We start from the raw sequence: 18323 nt of genomic DNA, 5'->3' as shown, positions 1-18323 counted from the left end.
CGAACAAAACGCACACACCCAAAACTGTAGCGTTTCCGTCACTTCTGTAACTCTTGACTCCGTCTTGTGGTTATTTGGTTATGTGACCGGCCGGTAACAACTCTTGACTCCGTCTTGTGGTTACGGATCGTTTGACTCCGTCTTGTGGTTATGCGTCTTGTGGTTACGGATCGTTTGACTCCGTCTTGTGGTTACAACCACTTGCCGTTCAATCAGCCCGCAAACGACCCACTCAAATCCGCGAAGAGCCTGTTTAGAAACTTGACCTCTTGACAATGGCTTATCTTTTTCATATAAGAGGGCTCACATTTGAAAGGAGGAACGTATGAAAAAAGTGGTTCTAGCAACAATCACGGTATTGGCAATGTCGTGGATAATGGTCCCGACGGAGGGTTTCGCAACCGCAACGCTAATGAAAGATTCGGGGAAAAAGGCCTGTACCGATTGTCACACGGCGATCCCTAAAAAAGACGATGCCGATAAGAAGCTGAACGAAGAAGGTAAAAAGTACTTGAAGAAGTAATGGTAACATAACCGAAAGGATGCAAAATGAAGAAGACAATTTTAGCAGTGGCGGTCCTGGTAGTTGCCAGCTGGTGTGTTTCATCGATGAGCGTTGCAAAGCCGGAGTTTGCCAAAAAGGAAGGAAAGCCCTGCATAACATGCCATGTGAAACCTATGAAGGGCGATGAGAACCTGAACCCCGTAGGCAAGTGCTACAAAGAAAAGAAAGATCTGGCCGCCTGCACAAAGTAATATAGTTAAAGTGAACAAAAAACCCCTTCTGGAATCCGGAAGGGGTTTTTTATTTTGAACCGGATCAGCCGATCAGCTTCTTGATCGTCTCCAGCAATTTCTTTGGCTCGATGGGCTTTTCGATGAACTCCTTCACCGGCATCCAATCATCATCTATATCTTTCTTTGAGAATCCCAACTTAAAGCGGATATTCACGGCGGAAAGGATTATTATCGGAACGTTCTTTACGGCAGGATCATTGTGGAAAATACGGCTAAGGTCGAACCCCTTTGACGGGTCTTCCGGAAACATGACGTCAAGAAGTATAAGGTCGGGCTTTTCGCTCTTTATCTTTGCAAGCGCGTCGGACGCCGTAAGCGAAGAGGCCACCTGATACCCGCTCTTTGTCAAGACCATCGAAACCGCTTCAACGATATCGCTATCGTCATCTACTATGAATATCTTCTTTGTCATATTTGACCCCATTTTCAAGTTCTTGGAAATTTCATGAACACTTTAGTGCCCACCCCGGCTTCGCTCTCTATCCAAATATCACCTTTATGAACATCCATTATTCTTTTCGCTATCGAAAGACCAAGGCCGGTCGAGTTCCTGTTCATGAGCGCGGCCTTTTCGCTCCTGAAATACTCCAAGAATACCTTGTCTAAGTATTCTTTCTTTATTCCTATCCCCTTGTCTTCGACGGTTATGACTACCGAGTTATCGTTCTCCTCTACGCTTATCGTGATCTCCGTATTAGGATAACAATAACAGACAGAGTTTGACAATACATTATTTAAAAGTATATCGAACTGCTCCTTATTGACCTGTATCTCGACGCCATCTCCAGAAATGATCGTTATACTAACACCCTTATCAAGGGCCTGATCGGAAAAACGCCTGACAATGGCGTTGATCTCATGTGAAACGTCTGTCTTTTTCATTTCTATATCTTCTTTTTTGGCGTTTGATGAACCGATGTTCGCAAGTTGCAGCATCTCAATGATCATTCTCATCATCTTCTCGCATCTTATTTTGATCTTTATCAGAACTTCGCGGATTTCTTTCGATATATCGCCTGCATAACCGTCCAGAACCACATTAATGTAACTTTGTATGGATGAGAAAGGCGCCTTTAGCTCATGGGTCGTCACCAGCATATAGCGTGTTCTTTCCTTATCCATTTCTATCAGTTCGTCTATCTTTTGCTGTAACGATATTTCGTTCCTTTTGAGGCTGTCGGTTATATTGGATGCAAAGTACCAGACTATGAAATAGACCGCCACGATGCCGGCCAGTTGGTAAGAATAGATCATCCAATGGCTGTAAAGAGCGGCCGCATCTTTAGGGAACATGAAATGATGAGTTGGAATAATCTTAAAAACGGGTCCGAGCGTTATAAAGAATATTATGGCAAGGCTCAATATCATGTACATGAAGCTGACTATCTGTCTAAAGAAAAGGCACGAAATAACGTTATGAAAGAGAAAAAAATAAACGAGGGGCGATTCTATTCCGCCGCACATATAGGCAAGATATCCAAGAACGGTAAAATCAAAGATGATCTGTATCTGAACGTTGGCCGCGACCTGCATCTGGTATCTTTTCTCATCGGCCCTTACCACGGCCCTGCTGTAGCTGAACCAGTAGAATATGTTGACCATAAAAAGGACGACCGCGAGGATAAGAAAGGTCTGTCCGCTTACGGGAACATAAGGGAGAATGGTAGCTTTCGCCATCGCCAACGCCATAAAAGAAAAGATAACGATGAACCGAAAGACGATGAACCATAAGAAACGCCTGTTAAGTTCATAGAGCCTGACGTCCTGCTTGAAAAAATCCGGAGACCTGTCAAGTAGCGCGGCCGCATGCTGGATCATCCGTCTCATGGCCCGTTTGTAACACCAAAGATCTATTTTTTCCAATTATATTTTTTCGCCGGCTGACATGGTTTAGACCAGTTTTCTGGCAAAGGCTATTACGTGTCCGTCAGGATCCATAACATATCCGGCTTCATCTCCCCAGTCCCTGGGGGATAACGGAGAAAGGGTTTTCGATCCTATCTCATTGGCTCTTTTCAAAAACACCTCGGGATCGGCAACCTTGAAGTAAATTTCCGCCCTAGAGGCCCCATTTGTCGTTTCCGGATCCGGGATCGTTGCGCCCAGAAGTCGTTTTATGCCTTTCTCCGGCATTAGTCCAAGAACGCATTGTTCTGACAGCTCAAACTCGGTCATGCCCGGAACATTGAGAATGGGCTCAACCGCCAGAAGCTTTTTATAAAAAAGAGTGCTTCTTTCTTGGTCGCCGACATAAAGGATGATGTTGCATTTCATGCGAGGATCCTCTGGATACGGGTTAGCAGGTCCTTGCTGTCAAAGGGCTTGGTTATGTAGTCATTAGCACCGACATCCACGCCGGTATTCTTGTCCTGCTCCTGTCCCCTTACCGTGAGCATGATGATGGGGATGTTCTTATAGTTTTCGTCGAACTTGAGCATTCTGCAGACCTGATAACCGTCCATCTTTGGCATCATTACATCCAAAAGTATGAGGTCGGGTTTGATATCCATGGCCTTCTCAAGGCCTTCCTGACCGTCATAGGCGGATGAAACCTCGTATCCGGCGGCCTCAAGCCTGAAGGTTATCGTTTCGACCAGGTCCTTATCGTCATCTACAACAAGTATTTTCCCCCCCATTGTGAAATTGTCTCCTTGATTCTTTTATACATATAATGCAAACTTTTTCAAAAGAATTTTATAGCGATGTGATACCCATGCGAACTTGTTTTGGGACCGTACCATGCCCTTGAGATATTATACAATATACATAACCGTCATTGTTGGGGGGATGTTATTCTTTGCCGCCGGCCTTTTGGGCCGGATCCCCGACCTCCCATGCCTTTTTAACAGGATGACCGGTATTAATTGCCCGTCTTGCGGAATTACCAGGAGCATAAGGCTCGTTTTCGGGGGAAATATCAAAGATTCGCTCAATATGCACCCCTTCGGCATCGTCTTTTTGGCCGCTCTCGTGCTAATGATGGTGTTTTCTATCTACGGACTCATCAAACGGTCAAGGCTTGAACAGCTCTTTGGAAAAAGGCTTACAACTGTTGCCATTGTCACGTTTATCATATATATGACTGTTTGGGCAGTCAGAAGTCTCTGAACTCAGAGATCCGACCTCTGACATCAGACTTCCAATCTTTCATAATATGAGAGTTATTGCAGGCACAGCCAAGGGAAGAAAGCTCTACACCCCAAAGAGCAACAGCATCCGCCCGGCGCTGGACAAGATAAAAGGGGCCGTATTCAACATCCTCTTCAACGTTGAAGGGCTCAAGGTATTGGACCTCTTCGCAGGCACCGGCGCTGTGGCTATTGAAGCCCTTTCCAGAGGGGCCGTACATGCGACCTTTGTCGACATGTCGCACGAGGCCATAACCATAATAGGAAAGAATATCGAGCGTTGCAGGTTCGCCGAAAAAGCGAAGGTATTTCCGAGACCTGTCAGCGTCGCCGTCGAATATTTCGGCAGGCATCAGGAAAGGTTCGACCTTATATTCGTTGACCCCCCATATTTAAAGAATATGGTGAACTCGACGCTTGCCAAGATAGCCGAGGCAAATATCCTTGCGGAAGGCGGGCGCATCGTGGTCGAACACCATCCAAAGGAGCCCATAAGAGAAGTCGCGGGATTGGCCTTGACCGACACCCGCAAATATGGTCAAACTTCGGTAAGTTTTCTATGCCCAGCAAAATAGTCATATGCCCCGGAAGCTTTGATCCGCCGACCAACGGACACTTAAATATAATCAAGCGGGCACTTACCATCTTCGATAAGGTCATAATCGCCGTCGCCACCAATACGACCAAGAACCCTATATTTACCCCAAAGGAAAGGGTGGAGATCCTTCGCGAGATATTTAAAGAGTGCAAGGACGTTGAGGTCGACACGTTCAGAGGCCTGCTTGTCGATTATTGCCGCAAAAGGGGGAGCAACACGGTTCTTCGCGGGATCCGCAATATGAGCGACTACGAATATGAGACCCAGATGGCGCTTGCGAACAAGACTCTCTATCCCGAGCTCGAGTTCCTTTATCTAATGACCGAAGGACAATATTCCCATCTCTCCTCTTCCATCATTAAAGAGGTCCTGACCTTCGGCGGCACCGGTTCGGGAATGATTCATCCGATAGTTGAAAAGAAACTGAAGGAGAAGCTGAAGAAATGAACTTTGCAAAACGTGTAGAAAAGCTGAAATCCTCCCCCACCTTAGCACTTAACGCACGCGCCAAAAAGATGCAGGCCGAAGGCGTGAACGTGATAAACTTCACATGCGGCGAGCCCGATTTCGACACCCCCGAGCACATCAAAAAAGCGGCCCATGCGGCAATTACCGAGGGATTCACAAAATATACTCCGGTAGGCGGAATTCCCGAACTCAAAGACGCTGTAATTCGCGCGATAAAAAGTGAGCAGGGTCTCGATTACAAACGCGACGAGATAATAATCACACCCGGCGCCAAGTACGCCATATTCGCCGCTATGCAGGCGCTTATAAGCGACGGCGACGAGGTCCTTATTCCGGCCCCCTACTGGGTATCGTATCCCGACCAGGTACTCCTTTGCGACGGGGCATCTATCATAATTCCCACTGACGACAAAACGAATTTTAAGATGACGTCCGCGGCGCTTGAGAAGAGCGTCACCACAAGGTCCAAGATGCTGATCCTTAACAGCCCGTCAAATCCGACCGGATTCGCATATGGCGTGGAGGAGCTTAAATGGATCGCCGAGGTCTGTGTAAAACACGATCTGGTGGTCATTTCAGATGAGATCTACGACGGAATAGTCTTTGACGGATTCAAATGCAAAAGCATCGCCTCATTCCCCGGAATGAAAGAGAGGACCGTTCTTGTGAACGGCGTCTCAAAGAAATTCGCGATGACCGGCTGGCGCATGGGATTTGCCGCGGCGCCAAAAGGACTGATCGACAAGATTACCGACATTCAGGGCCAGGCATTGACCAATGTCACATCTATCACACAAAAGGCCTGCATTGCCGCCTATGACGGACCAACCGAAGCAGTAGAAAAGATGGTGAGGGCGTTCCATGAACGCAGAGATGTGATGATTGAAGGGCTCAACAAGATAGGTCTTTCCTGCAAAAAACCGGAAGGCTCTTTTTACGCATTCCCTGATATTAGGCCGCTTTACGGCAAGACGCTTGGCGGCAAAAAGATATCTACTTCTTCCGATGTCTCTGAATATCTATTAATGACCACCCACATCGCAACCGTCCCCGGCAATTCATTCGGACTTGACGGTTTCATCCGTCTTTCATTCGCCACCTCGATGGAAAATATCGAGGAAGGCCTTCGTCGCATAGAAAAGGCCATCTGCTAGAATTTTGACGCTTTTATCATTTTGGTGTCGATTATTTGACAGATCCACAATGTCATATAAGTCTAAGATCTATAACCATCCGATAATATTATCTTTTTACGCTTCACGTTTCACGTTTCACGTTTCACGCTTTCGGCACGCATCTTGCTCTCTAGTCAGAGCGGGAGGTGGTCAAAATGAAAAAGAGACTACAAGAGAAACAGGAAAAGAAGAAAAAAGGGTCTAAAGGTTTACTTTCCAAGGTCCTCCATTGTTCATGGATAAGGTTCGAGGAAAGGATACCGGAACCTCACAAAGATGACGAAGATGAGCACTCGATGTGGTTCCGCAACTTTTATTAGCAGTAGGCGGCTTTCCTGCGACAAGCGTCTCCTGAGCAATGTCGAAGGGCTCGGTCAGTCTCCGAATACTTCTGCCGAGAATATCTCGATCACCGTCTTCGGATCCTTCCACGCATCAGGCGGTAGCCCTGCTTTATAACACGTATTCACAAGGAATTCTTCTCTCTCCCACCCTTGTTCGGTCGCGACCTGTGGAAGCAGAACCCCGCTTCGCCATCCCTGCCTCATTATTATACCGTGTTTTCCCACTTCTATCTCGTTCACGTCAATTACCTTCTTCATCGGCGACAACACCGAAATTTCAATATCGAGGTCCTTTAATTCTTCGGGCTTCACCCCATTGAATCTGGGATCTTCCGTAGCCGATGCAACGGCCATCTCCTGTATCGTGCGCACCAGAGGCCCCTCTCCTATCATATTGCCTATACATCCGCGCAGGCGCCCCTTTTTATGTATCGTCACGAACGCGCCACACTCTGACGCAAGCACCCCTTCAGCCTTTGGAGGCGCCGGAAGAGGTCTGCCTTCCACCTTTGCCTCAATGGTCGAACGCGCCAGCGCCAAAAGAAGATTTTTCTCTTTATCTGTCAGAGGTGTCATGTTAGCCACTTTAATACCATGAAGAACATATTTCAACACCTATTCATCTTAGGGCGCCCTGCAAGCGGCAAGTCTGAGTTCATCGACTTCATGAAAAAGGCCGCCGACGCCGAACGCGCTGGCAAGTTCCACATCGGCAAGTTCGCCGAGGTAGACGACTTCCTCTGGATCTGGGAAAAGTTCATGGAAGACGATATCTGGGAGAAGATAGGCGAAAAAAGGCTCTACTCCAAAGAATATATGCCGGGAAACCCCGGAATGACGCCGGATGCCGAAAGGCTCCTGATGTTCTGCATGCATAAGTTCAACGAAGCCATAACCAAGAGCTATCTCCCGAATCCCGAGTTCTATAAGGACCACACCCTTTTCATAGAGTTCGCCCGCGGAAGAAAGGACGCCTACAAGAATGCCCTCACTGCCCTAAAGCCAGAGGTCTTGAAGAAGAGCGCCATACTTTTTGTCCTCACCACCCGCGACGAATCGTGGAGACGAAACGTTGCTCGCTATCAGGAAAAACAGAAGCACTCCATCCTCGCACACATGGTCCCGAAAGAGACGTTCGGCCATTTTTACGGTGAGCACGATTGGCTCGACATCACGCACAACGAACAAAACGGCTACATCACCTTCCATAATGTAAAGATACCGTTCGTCACGATGAACAACGAACCCGAAAGCGTCGATCCGAAGGTTCTTGAGCCTAGATATGGCAATGCATTGAATAAATTATGGGAATTGTACGATAAATGATTCCCTTCCCTTTGTAAGGGGAGGTTAGGCGGAGGTAGATATCCACCTCCCCCTTTCCCCTCCTTACAAAAGAAGGGAAAAATTATATGAAAAAGTTCGATAACCTTATAGTCATCGGCCGTCCGGCGTGCGGGAAATCGGAGTTCATCTATTTCATGAAGAACAAGGTGACCGATGCCGAGCGTCTTGAGAAGTTCCACATAGGCCAATTCGAAGAGGTCGACGATTTTGTCTGGCTATGGGACAAATGCCTTGAGGACGATGTCTGGGAAGCGCTCGGTCACAAAAGGCTTGTATCAAAGAAGAGCGACCACGCCTATTTCATAGACAACATGAAGTTCTGGGACTTTCTTATAGAGAAGTTCAGCCCCCACATCGAGGCAAAATATCTTGTAAGGCCCGAGTTCTACAAAAACAAGACCCTTTTGATAGAATTCGCACGCGGAAAGGATGACGCTTATAAGAACGCTCTTTGGCGTTTCTCAAAGAAGGTGCTGGAACGTTCCGCGATCCTCTTTATCGATGTGTCGTTTGAGGAATCCTGCAGAAAGAACGAAGCACGTTACCGCGAAAAGCTAAAGAGCTCCATTCTCGCCCATAAGGTGCCCGACGAAGAGATGAACGGTTACTACAAGGTCCATGACTGGAAAGATGTCACGGACGGCAAACCTAACGGCCGTCTCTCCATTAACGGCATCAACGTCCCCTTTGTCACGATGAACAACGAACCCGAGCTCAAAGAAGGACCGGAGCTGGAGCTTCGCTACAAGACCGCGCTGGACAAGTTGGCCAAACTTGTATAAAAGCTCATCTATGGGGATAGAAAGCAAGCTCGCCACTCACGACAGATATCAGATAGAACTGAAGCTCGGTTACACCCTCGACCCTTCGCGCAGAAAGAACAAATACAACGTCGACCTTTTCATGTTCATCCCAAGATCCCTTGGCATGAACCAGACATCTTACACAAAGGACCGGTTCTACGAAGACATTCAGGGCTATATTCGTTTCAAAACGCCCGCATTCACCTTTGAAGAGCTGAACGATCCCGCCAACTCCCGCTCTCCTCTCACGCGCATGAAGAAGTTCATGGAGCATCCGGAAGAGATAAAGAGAATAATAGCCGAGATGAAGCTCTTTGCATGCACGGTGCGCGTTGCCCTAAGGACCGATATCACCTCTCTAAGGCAGGACATAAAGAGACAGCAAACGGGAGACATTGAGCTCAAACTTAAAAAGGTATGTCAGGGGCTTAAGACATCGCTTAGCGAGTTCAGGTCGCTCCACACGATCCTTCACAATAATAAGATAAACGACAACCTGAAGAACGCCTTCAGGCACACCGACGAATACATGGGTATAGCCATAGACGGCCTTTTGAACTCGTTCAACAATACCATCACTACATCCTTCATGAGCCCTACGCAGTCAGGCGCCCTAAGCGATATAGCAACACCTCTCATTATCTCCGAATACGAACACAGAAAAGAACAGGGCTTTGCCATTTACGAGAAGGATGGCGCCAACGAGCCGTTTCTTTACCGCAAAGGGGTGCTTAAAAAGATAATAACCAGCATCCTATTCCTAAAGACCCATACGCATGAGGCAACTGTCGTGGCAAAGGATTTTATCTTTGCGATCTCCGCAGGAATAGCGATGATCATTGCCACCGTTGTCACCCTCTGGGCGGGGCATAAATACGGCGCCACCTCCCTTCCATTCGTTCTGGCCATCGTCATCGGCTACATGGCAAAGGACAGGATAAAAGACTGGCTCAAGCTCATCTTCAGCAAACGCATGACAAGATGGTTCGCCGATTACAAGGTCGATATCATGGACCCGGCGAACGACGCTAAAATAGGCGTCTGCAAACAGGCCTTCTCGTTCATCTCCGAATCCAAGGTCCCCCCAAAGATCCTGGAAATGAGAAAACACGGCACCCCTCATCATTTCTGGATAGAAGAAGAGATAATAAAGTACGAAAAGGACGTCATCTTGAACCCTTCCGCCATCTTAAAGGCGCACACCAGAATGAGGGGCGTCACCGACATCATCCGCTTCAACATGCACCGTTTTCTTGAAAGAATGGATGAACCCTATGAACGCAGAAAGGCCCTCGATCCCGCCACCAGAGAGATCCTCGATTTCAAGTTCGCCCGCACCTATCACATTGTGTTGGTTCTCAAACTTGACGAAGACATCCGTAAGGTAAGGATATACTTGAACCAGAACGGGATCCTAAAGATAGAAGAGGCGATCTGACCTAGAAGAACTTCTTTATAAGTCCTTTAATGAAATCGTAGAAACCGACCCCCTTTTTAATGAAGCCCTTGTAAAGGAACCCTGGGTAGTTGACCACCGCATCCGTCGGTTTGAGCGATATCAAGGCGTCCTGTGCCTTGACAACGGTCTTTTCGTCAACCTTTGACGAGGCCACGATGGCTCCGGAAGGTATCTCTGCGGTCGTGGCTATTATCTTGAAGATATTGCCGTACATGGCCTTTGCCTTATCGAGCGCATCATAGTTGGAAACACCTGCGTCGAGGAAGCCTGTCTTGAGCCCTTCAAATATCTTCGCGTGGTTGCCGGCAAAGGCCACCGTTCCAAAGAAGGTCTCGGGATCTATTCCCATACCTTTAAGCGTCTCCATGGGATATACATAGCCGGAGGTTGACGTTCTGCTCACAAAACCGAACGACTTGCCGTTGAGGTCCAGAGGTGAATTGTATGGGCTGTCTTTTAGCGTCAAGAAAAGCCCCCTGTAATAAGGGACCGGTTTACCCTCTTCGTTCCTTGCGGCAACGGTCACGACATATTTTATCTTGTCCTTGAATGAGGCCATGGCCGTGGCGTATGCGGTCGAAGAGAGCTCTCCGAAGGATATATCGCCGTCCGCGAGCTTGCTTAAGAGCTCTTCGGTATCGGCATACACAAGCTCCGTCGGTTTGCCGATCTTCTCCGAAAGGTACTTTGTGAAGACCGCAAGGCTTTCGCGGCTGTTCGGATTTGAAGGAAGCACACCGTATTTAAGCACCGCCTCTTCTGCAAAGGCGTTAAACGTTAACAATAATAGAAAGAGTGTCAAAAAACGTTTCATAATTCATTCCCCCTCTGTCATTGCGAACGGAGTGAAGCAATCTCCTGCACTGGATTGCTTCGCCCGCATCAAGCGGACTCGCAATGACAAACTCTTAGAATCCAGGCACCACTTCCCAAAGGTGCTTCTTGTAAAAATCGACCGCGCCGGGAACCACTTCCTGAACATCCTTGCCGAGTGTCTTTAATATCTCTCTTATCGAATCGTAGCTCTTGGGATTGGCCGGCGCTAATCCTTTTGCGTCATACATTGCGTTGAGGGCGCCAGTCACGGAAGGAGCGACTCCTATCACCTGAAGAGTTCTCTTCAGGTTCTCTTTAAGCCCCGGCGTCAGGTCTTTTCTGAAGGCTATGGGAGGCGTAGGAATCGGGTCCGACGTGAATATCACAGGGATATTGTCTATCATGTCTGGATATTTGTTAACGAGCTTAAGTCTTGCGTCGTGTATCCTTCCGTCGGGGTCCCTTTCGTAGAAATAGATGGCGCCCGCGTTGATGAGCCCGTTATGGACCATTTCAATTACGCCGTCGTAATTACCGGCAAAGCTCGTGCTCTTGGGGGTTATTTTCTTCTGGTTGAAGACATAGAGAGGCATTAGGTATCCGGCCATAGAAAATGGATCTGAATATACGAACGTTCTGCCGTTGATATCTTCAACCGTTTTTATGCCGGTATCGTTCCTTGTGATGATGCCGGAGCGGTAAAACAGCTTTCCGTTCTCGCCCATCAGCTGAAAGACGGCCTCGGCCCTTGACCAGTCCTGCGCCAGGAGATAACCAAGTGAATTGATGAACGCGATATCTATCTTTTTGGAGGCGATACCGTCTATGAGCGCCATGTAATCCTTTGCAAGGAACGGCTCCACCTTCAGGCCGCTCTTCTTGGCCAGTTCATCGCAAAATATCTGGGCGCTCGCCGCCATAACATCCTTTGCGGCCGAGGGCATGAAACCGACCACCAGAGGCGTCTTTTCTGTCCCTATCTTTGCCTCTTCCCTCACCTTGCAGGCCTTGCAGCCGGAAAACATCATTGCCAGGGCGATGACCACCAGTGTTATTTTTTTCATATTTTCTTCCTCCTGTTATCTCACTTCTTGCTTCTTGCCTCCTGCTTCCCGCTTCCTACTTCCTGCCTCCTGCTTCCAGCCTCCTGCCTCTTCAGCTTCCTGTCCATGGCGCTCCTGTATGCAAGGAAGGCTATTGCGCCGATTATAAGGACAACGCCGATAAGCTCATGCGCCGGCGGAAGCCTTTGACCGTAAAATATCGCCAGCAAATAGGTCGCAATGACACCGGCAATGATGCTTGCCGAACGGTTGGCCGGAACGGTAAATGTGTTCTCGCGCTTATCAAGGAATATGAGACTGCCAAAAAGTCCCGTGCCGTAGGAGAAAACGCCGATCAAAAATGCCTGAAGCGTGTGCCCCTTGAACGGGAAGAGCGTAAAACCTTCCCATATCTTTCCGGGTATCGACTCGGCGCTCATCTGCGCGCCCACAAGACCCACAACAAAGAGCGCGGCGAACAAAAAGAGGTTCGCGACCATCTGTTCCTCGGTAAAATACCTCTTCTTCTCTTCCACATCGTCGCTCTTTGCGCGGTTGCTCATAAAGAAGAGCCTGAAGAAATAAACGAAGAGATAGAGCGATATGTCGCAGATAGCCACAACGGTCATGCTGGTCCCGACCTTCCCAAAAAGGGCTACAGTCAAGGCCGAGAAAGAGAGAATGGCCGCCACCCAGGAAGGCCAGTATATCTTGCGTTTACGCCTTACGGCTACAAGGTCAACTATGGGGGCGAGGACAAGGACCCCGCCTCTCATCAGGAGCATGGCAAAAACGATGCTCACGCCCTCGAACGTATAGGCAAGCGTTGTGGTTATTATCTGGCCGGAGGTGCAGATGCCGGAGATCAAAGTGAACCACTGCGGACGCGGGATAGAGATGCCAAGGACCTTGCTATGCGTTGCATATTTCCACCAGCCGGAGAACGTGAGAAAGAGGAACATCGAGAGAGAGCTGGCAAAGATAACAACTGGCTGTATCTCAAATCCGGAAAAACCAACGCCTCCCATCCCCGAAAAGAGCCCCTTGGTGAGCATCTTCGTCATCATCGAGTAAGGGACGTAAGCGGCAAAGTAGCCGAAACATAAGGCGGCAATGCCGAAGACTGCGAGCCTCTTCTTCAAGTTGTCAAGGAATCCCATTTCTCCCCCTTTCGGTTGGTTGGAACGCGAGGGCAAGCTTATATTTTAATGTTTTAATGTAAAGGATAAATTATTCCGGGGAGACACGCGGTGTGTCTCCCCGGATGCAAATTGTTCTTGTGTTTTTGATGTGTCGTGCCTATTTTCCTAAGTATATGAAAACAAACTCCAAACAATTAGGTTCCGCAGAGATAATGAGTACGGCAGAAGGAAGACAGTACCACATAGGCCTTGCACCGGGAGAAGTTGCGCCTTTCATCCTCATGTGCGGCGATCCGGCGCGAGCAGAAAAAGTGGCCCGACTCTTCGACGAGGCAAAAGCACCCATCGCGCACCGCGAATATGTCACGGTAACAGGCAAATATAAGGGCGTACCGGTATCCATCATGGCTACCGGAATGGGGCCGGACAACACAGAGATAGCAGTAGTTGAGCTCTCTCAGGTCGTGAAAAACCCGACCTTCATCCGCATCGGCACCAGCGGGGCCAACAAAGAGAACATCAGTAACGGCGACCTTGTCGTCTCGAGCGGCGCCGTAAGGCTCGAGAATACATCCACCTATTTCGTTCACGAAGGTTTTCCAGCCGTGGCAAGTCACGAAGCAGTACTTGCACTCCTGGAATCGGTAAAAAGGACGGGGGCTAAATTCCACTTAGGTCTCACCGCCTCCATGCCCGGCTTTTACGGGGCTCAAAGCAGGACCACCCCGTTCTTCAAGCCGCGATTCAAGGACCTTCCCGGGGAACTTGCGACAATGAACGTCTCGAACAATGAGATGGAAGGATCGTCACTCTTTACCCTGGCGGCAATGGCAGGATTCAGGGCCGGAATGGTCTGCGGAATAATCGCGGAGAGGCACAAGAACAGGTTCATATCGCCCGAGGGCCTTGCAAAGGTGGAGATGGACTGCATAAAATGCGGCCTCGGTGCTGTGGAAGTGCTGGCCAAAATGGACAAGGCGCGCGGAAGCGAGCCGTATTGGACGCCCGGCATGTTATTGAAGGCGTAATTTTTCCAGAACGCTCCGTCAACCAGGCCGCTTCGGGCAGGCGACCTTGCAAAATTGGCCTTGCGCGCGATGTTCGGAGGTGCAATAGTCGGCCGCATCAACGCTGGCATGGCGGGACTGCTGACGTGAATGAACAAATGACAATACACAAATTACAAACAATAGACAAATTACAATAAACAAAATGGCGGGTAAAAAGAAAGAATACGATCTTGAAAAAAGGACGCTTGAATTTGCAAAGGACATATTAAGATTGTGCAAGAAGTTGCCGGAAAGCTACATTAATAGGGAATTGACCTCACAGCTGGTCCGTTCCAGCGGATCGGTCGGAGCTAATTACAGAGAGGCCAATGAGGCGCTCGGGAAAAAGGACTTCAGCTATAGAATGCGGATAGCCAGAAAGGAATGTAAAGAAAGCAGTTACTGGCTTGCACTTGTCGAAGAAGCAAATCCGGCACTTAGTAATGGGCACCTCTATAAACCCATTGTTATGTCATTGCGAGGAGCGTCCAGCGACGAAGCAATCTCCATAAATCAAGTGTTTATGGGGGATTGCCGCGCCCCTTCGGGGCTCGCAATGACAGCGTGAGTAGTTTATAGAGGTGCCCTAATGATATTAAAGATTGTCATCAGGAATCATTGGAACTGCGTAATATTTTTTCGGCCATCATAGGTAAAACTAGTTGATGTTATTATTTTCTTATTGTTATTTGTATATTGTAGTTTGTTTGTAATTTGTAGTTTGTTTATTGCTGTCCAATGGGAGGAAATATGCATCACGGACGTCCAAACGGTTGGATAGAGGTGGTTTGCGGACCCATGTTCTCGGGCAAGACCGAAGAGCTGGTCAGGCGCGTAAAACTGGCGCTCATAGCAAAACAGCGCGTCCAGGTCTTTAAACCGCAGATAGACGACCGCTATGCAAGCGAATATATAGTCTCTCACTCCGAGCAGAAGGTGGCGTGCACTCCCGTCAAGAATTCGCGCGACATCCTGGATCTGGTTAAGGACAACACGCGGATCGTGGGCATAGACGAAGCCCAGTTCTTTGACGAAGGTGTTACGGGCGTCTGCGAAAAACTGGCGAATCGCGGCATCAGGGTGATAGTTGCCGGGCTCGACCAGGACTTCACCGGAAGACCCTTCGGGCACATGCCGGAACTTCTGGCCATCGCCGAATCGGCACTCAAACTAAAGGCGGTCTGCATGTCTTGCGGCGGCGAGGCTTGCAAGACGCAGAGGCTTATCCGCGCAAGTGAGCAGGTGATGGTCGGCAGCGGCGAGGCATATGAGGCAAGGTGCCGCGCATGCCACGACCCCGACCTTTCGCTCGAAAAGAACGTCCCATCTATCCCCGTATCCAGAAAGACCCACGTGGTAGGAGACGGCGCCACCCGCTCATCTTGATAAGCCCAAGATCGCTCATCCTGAGCCTGTCGAAGGATGAAAATCAGCTCCGCCGCGTTACGCATTGCGGCGTATTAAATCGTGGACTAATCGATATTAACTGATATAAACTTCCACCATATCATGAAACAATTAAAAATAACACTTATTGAGCTTCCGGCCACGACCAACGGCACGCTTCACGGCGGTCTTTCGGACGATGTCTATTCGTTCGTCAAGCTTCCTTCGCGCGCCACCGACCTTTTAGCGGCCATCGCAAAAAAAGCGGGCTATATGGACGTCGAGGCGATAAACCCGGTCTTTAACAAGGTGAGCGGGCTCTTTACCCACGTCCAGTTAAAACGGACGGTGACATCTGATGTTCTTGGAATATCTACCATCACACGCACGGCCGGCCAGTCATATGAGCTGGCAAGATATGTGAGAAAGATCAACCCGAGCGTCAGGATAATAATGGGCGGGCCGCACGCAAGCGCCCTGCCGGAAGATGCTCTTCAATATGCCGACATCGTAATTCTAAACGAAGGCGACCACACATTCGTAGACCTTTTGGAACATGAAACGTCATTGCGAGGCCGAAGGGCCGAAGCAATCTCCTGCGGGGGATCGCTTCGCCCCTCGACAAGCTCGGGACTCGCAATGACACTTAACGATATTCCCGGCATCGCTTTTAAAGACGCATCCGGCACCGTCGTCCGCACGCAAAAGCGCGCGTTTCTGACAAACGAAGAGCTCTCTTCCTTACCCTACCCCGTCTACACGCAAGACACCCTGAACGGGATCTCTCACACGGTAATAAACACCTCCCGCGGCTGCCCTTACGGTTGCGAATATTGCGCGGTGATCGAGAACTTCGGCCAGAAATACCGGTTCCTAAGCGTCGAGTCTACCATCGGGCTCATAAAACACACCCTTTTGCAGACCCGCAAGAGGATATTCTTCGGCGACGACAACTTTGCCGCGGTCCCGAACCACACCAAAGCCCTTCTGGAAGAGATACTAAGACAGGGTATCAAAATGCCCAGCTGGCTCACGCAGGTGCGAGTTGAAAGCGCCCGCGATCCCGAACTTTTAAAGCTAATGAAACGCGCCGGCTGCGAACGCGTCTGCATAGGGTTTGAATCTGTGAACGAGGAAACACTCAAGGCATTTAACAAGAGTTCGAACGTTGAAAAGAACACGCTCGCGATAGAGCTCTTCCATAAGGCCGGCATCTCCATCCACGGCATGTTCATTGTGGGGGCCGACACCGACACTACGGCGAACGTAAAAGAGACCGCCGACTACGCCAAGAAGAACCGCATAGACACCGTCCAGTTCACCTACATGGTCCCGCTCCCCGGAACCAAGATGACAAGGCGCATGGAAAAGGAGAACCGTGTCATTTCTCACGACTGGCACCTTTACGACGGACATCACGTCCTCATAAAGCCCATGCTCATGACATCGCCCGAACTTGTGGACGCCGCGAACGACGCCTGGCTCTCTTTCTATTCTTTCAAAGAGGCATTCAAACATCTCCTGTGCGGCAACGAACACTGGTACAACTGCATGGTCAGGATCTGGGGCAGAAAGCTCCTCTCCAAGATGATAAAGAAAGACTCCTATTACAAGCGCTCCCTCGCCTCACTTGAAGATTGGCACAAAAGAGCGGTCAATGAATACGACCGCTGGTCCGAAAAGGTAGACGACATTTCAAAGGACATGCAATGTTCTCTGGAGGAGAAGCACCGTAAGGCAAGGGAAGAGATCACAAGGGTCCTTAAGTTGATATCGGAACAAAGGGACGCCATGGACGACTATTTCGAACCCTACAAGCGCAAGATGCTCGAAAAGCTCGAAGAGCTCATGCAACAGCGCCTGGCCGAACTCCTCCCTGTTCCCGCGTAAGCGAAGAATCCCCCGTCAATAGGTGTGTTATCAAAATACTTGCATTTTTATCCGCTAATCACTAAACACAAGCCGCTAATGAGTTGATCCATGGAGAGGTGTGTGAGTGGTTGAAACAACCGGTCTCGAAAACCGGTGTACCCTAACGGGTACCGTGGGTTCGAACCCCACCCTCTCCGCCAGTTTGTATATAAAATTTCACGTCATTGCGAGCCCCGAAGGGGCGCGGCAATCCAGATCGATCAACCGAGCACAATAGATTGCTTCCCCTTTCAGGCTCGCAATGACATAAGTCGTAGGTGTCAATTTTTCGTCATATAATCTCATATTGATAAAAATAAAAGCCCTCCTGAAAAGAATTATCTTGGAATTATTGGGAAATTTGGCTAATATCCCTTACCAGCAAGTTGGCACCCCCTTTGCATTATCAGACATGTAGAAGGGGGACGTAATCATAATTCTCCCGCTCATCCTGAGCCTGTCGAAGGATGAATGTTGCACCCTTCAACAAGCTCAGGGCGAGCGGGCAATGGATGACACAACACTCAAGGAGGCCTCGTATGAAAAAGTTCCTCGCAGTCCCCGTCCTTTTAGTTTCACTCACAATGCTCGCGGCATGCAGCGGCGGAGGCGGCGGAGGCGGCGGCCCCGGCCCCGACATCAGCCCTATCTCTATCCCTACCAAGATACTATGGTCGCAGGAGGCCCCGCTCGATGCGGCCGCCCCGAATATACCCGTAGTCGTAGATGACGCGGACAAGAAAGTTACGGCCTCTAAGGATGTTTTAGAAGACCCACCCGCACAGGAGGAGAAAAACAAGGAAAAGGCGGTCGGCTACTTTGTTTCAAACCTTGACGGCACAGGCATAGCCCGCCT

The 18323-nt window shown here is 49.2% G+C and carries 20 protein-coding genes, 1 tRNA gene and 1 pseudogene (1 of these 22 only partly in view); 14 read left to right on the top strand and 8 right to left on the bottom strand.

The features are described from left to right. The first annotated feature begins 325 nt into the window (after positions 1-325). Positions 326-523, top strand: a complete 198-nt coding sequence (locus tag COV46_06270; GenBank protein PIR16973.1) for a hypothetical protein — start codon at positions 326-328, stop codon at positions 521-523. Positions 524-820: 297 nt separating this feature from the next. Here the strand turns inward: COV46_06270 and COV46_06265 are convergent, their stop codons facing one another. The 4 genes from COV46_06265 to COV46_06250 are packed head-to-tail and all read right to left on the bottom strand — an operon-like array spanning position 821 to position 3434. Next, positions 821-1222, bottom strand: coding sequence for a response regulator (locus tag COV46_06265; GenBank protein ID PIR16972.1), 402 nt, complete (start codon positions 1220-1222; stop codon positions 821-823). Between the two features lie 2 nt (positions 1223-1224). Further along, positions 1225-2661, bottom strand: a complete 1437-nt coding sequence (locus COV46_06260) for a hypothetical protein (GenBank protein ID PIR16971.1) — start codon at positions 2659-2661, stop codon at positions 1225-1227. A gap of 27 nt (positions 2662-2688) precedes the next feature. After that, a complete protein-coding gene (locus tag COV46_06255) occupies positions 2689-3072 on the bottom strand; it encodes a glyoxalase (GenBank protein PIR16970.1) in 384 nt (127 codons plus the stop codon). After that, the gene (locus COV46_06250; GenBank protein ID PIR16969.1) at positions 3069-3434 is read right to left on the bottom strand and encodes a two-component system response regulator; all 366 of its coding nucleotides are present in this window, start codon (positions 3432-3434) and stop codon (positions 3069-3071) included. Before COV46_06250 ends, COV46_06255 begins: the two co-directional genes overlap by 4 nt. A gap of 103 nt (positions 3435-3537) precedes the next feature. On the opposite strand from COV46_06250, the gene COV46_06245 reads away from it, so the two are divergent. Genes COV46_06245 through COV46_06230 form a run of 4 tightly spaced genes read left to right on the top strand, consistent with a single transcriptional unit; the run spans position 3538 to position 6146 of the window. Further along, positions 3538-3906 carry a hypothetical protein gene (locus COV46_06245; GenBank protein ID PIR16968.1) on the top strand — a complete coding sequence of 123 codons (369 nt, stop codon included), beginning with the start codon at positions 3538-3540 and terminating at the stop codon, positions 3904-3906. Positions 3907-3952: 46 nt separating this feature from the next. Then, entirely contained in the window at positions 3953-4501 is a 549-nt protein-coding gene (gene rsmD / locus COV46_06240; GenBank protein ID PIR16967.1) for a 16S rRNA (guanine(966)-N(2))-methyltransferase RsmD, read from the top strand. After that, on the top strand, positions 4486-4971 hold the full coding sequence (locus tag COV46_06235; GenBank protein ID PIR16966.1) for a pantetheine-phosphate adenylyltransferase: 486 nt from the start codon (positions 4486-4488) through the stop codon (positions 4969-4971). The genes rsmD and COV46_06235 overlap by 16 nt, the downstream gene beginning before the upstream one ends. Beyond that, a complete protein-coding gene (locus COV46_06230) occupies positions 4968-6146 on the top strand; it encodes an aspartate aminotransferase (GenBank protein ID PIR16965.1) in 1179 nt (392 codons plus the stop codon). Before COV46_06235 ends, COV46_06230 begins: the two co-directional genes overlap by 4 nt. A gap of 395 nt (positions 6147-6541) precedes the next feature. On the opposite strand, the gene COV46_06225 is transcribed toward COV46_06230, so the two are convergent. After that, positions 6542-7087 carry an AMMECR1 domain-containing protein gene (locus COV46_06225; protein ID PIR16964.1) on the bottom strand — a complete coding sequence of 182 codons (546 nt, stop codon included), beginning with the start codon at positions 7085-7087 and terminating at the stop codon, positions 6542-6544. Between the two features lie 18 nt (positions 7088-7105). On the opposite strand from COV46_06225, the gene COV46_06220 reads away from it, so the two are divergent. The 3 genes from COV46_06220 to COV46_06210 all read left to right on the top strand — a co-directional run bounded on the left by COV46_06220 (position 7106) and on the right by COV46_06210 (position 10099). After that, on the top strand, positions 7106-7837 hold the full coding sequence (locus COV46_06220; GenBank protein ID PIR16963.1) for a hypothetical protein: 732 nt from the start codon (positions 7106-7108) through the stop codon (positions 7835-7837). Positions 7838-7923: 86 nt separating this feature from the next. Continuing rightward, positions 7924-8640, top strand: coding sequence for a hypothetical protein (locus COV46_06215; GenBank protein PIR16962.1), 717 nt, complete (start codon positions 7924-7926; stop codon positions 8638-8640). A 10-nt stretch (positions 8641-8650) separates the two neighbouring features. After that, positions 8651-10099, top strand: coding sequence for a hypothetical protein (locus COV46_06210; protein PIR16961.1), 1449 nt, complete (start codon positions 8651-8653; stop codon positions 10097-10099). Between the two features lies 1 nt (position 10100). Here the strand turns inward: COV46_06210 and COV46_06205 are convergent, their stop codons facing one another. From COV46_06205 to COV46_06195, 3 genes are all read right to left on the bottom strand, one after another. Continuing rightward, complete coding sequence (locus COV46_06205) at positions 10101-10934, bottom strand: hypothetical protein (GenBank protein PIR16960.1); 834 nt, start codon at positions 10932-10934, stop codon at positions 10101-10103. A gap of 94 nt (positions 10935-11028) precedes the next feature. Continuing rightward, complete coding sequence (locus COV46_06200) at positions 11029-12000, bottom strand: hypothetical protein (GenBank protein PIR16959.1); 972 nt, start codon at positions 11998-12000, stop codon at positions 11029-11031. Positions 12001-12020: 20 nt separating this feature from the next. Further along, complete coding sequence (locus tag COV46_06195) at positions 12021-13139, bottom strand: hypothetical protein (protein ID PIR16958.1); 1119 nt, start codon at positions 13137-13139, stop codon at positions 12021-12023. Between the two features lie 104 nt (positions 13140-13243). Here COV46_06195 and COV46_06190 point away from each other — a divergent pair, with 104 nt between their 5' ends. The 6 genes and pseudogenes from COV46_06190 to COV46_06165 form a co-directional block, all read left to right on the top strand. Further along, on the top strand, positions 13244-14149 hold the full coding sequence (locus COV46_06190; GenBank protein ID PIR16957.1) for a uridine phosphorylase: 906 nt from the start codon (positions 13244-13246) through the stop codon (positions 14147-14149). 184 nt (positions 14150-14333) lie between these two features. Continuing rightward, positions 14334-14738: a four helix bundle protein gene (locus tag COV46_06185; protein ID PIR16956.1), complete on the top strand. Its 405-nt coding sequence runs from the start codon at positions 14334-14336 to the stop codon at positions 14736-14738. A 182-nt stretch (positions 14739-14920) separates the two neighbouring features. Then, positions 14921-15556 (top strand): thymidine kinase, encoded by a 636-nt coding sequence (locus tag COV46_06180; GenBank protein PIR16955.1) that lies wholly within the window; start codon positions 14921-14923, stop codon positions 15554-15556. 123 nt (positions 15557-15679) lie between these two features. Beyond that, complete coding sequence (locus tag COV46_06175) at positions 15680-17446, top strand: hypothetical protein (protein PIR16954.1); 1767 nt, start codon at positions 15680-15682, stop codon at positions 17444-17446. Positions 17447-17538: 92 nt separating this feature from the next. After that, positions 17539-17628 (top strand) — tRNA-Ser (locus COV46_06170). A 378-nt stretch (positions 17629-18006) separates the two neighbouring features. Continuing rightward, positions 18007-18323: pseudogene (locus tag COV46_06165) on the top strand (hypothetical protein) (it continues 40 nt past the right edge of the window).

The organism is Deltaproteobacteria bacterium CG11_big_fil_rev_8_21_14_0_20_49_13, from assembly GCA_002796305.1.
Taxonomy (GTDB): domain Bacteria; phylum UBA10199; class UBA10199.
The sequence above is the reverse complement of the archived record's forward strand: the minus strand, read 5'-3'. Positions and strand labels throughout refer to the sequence as shown.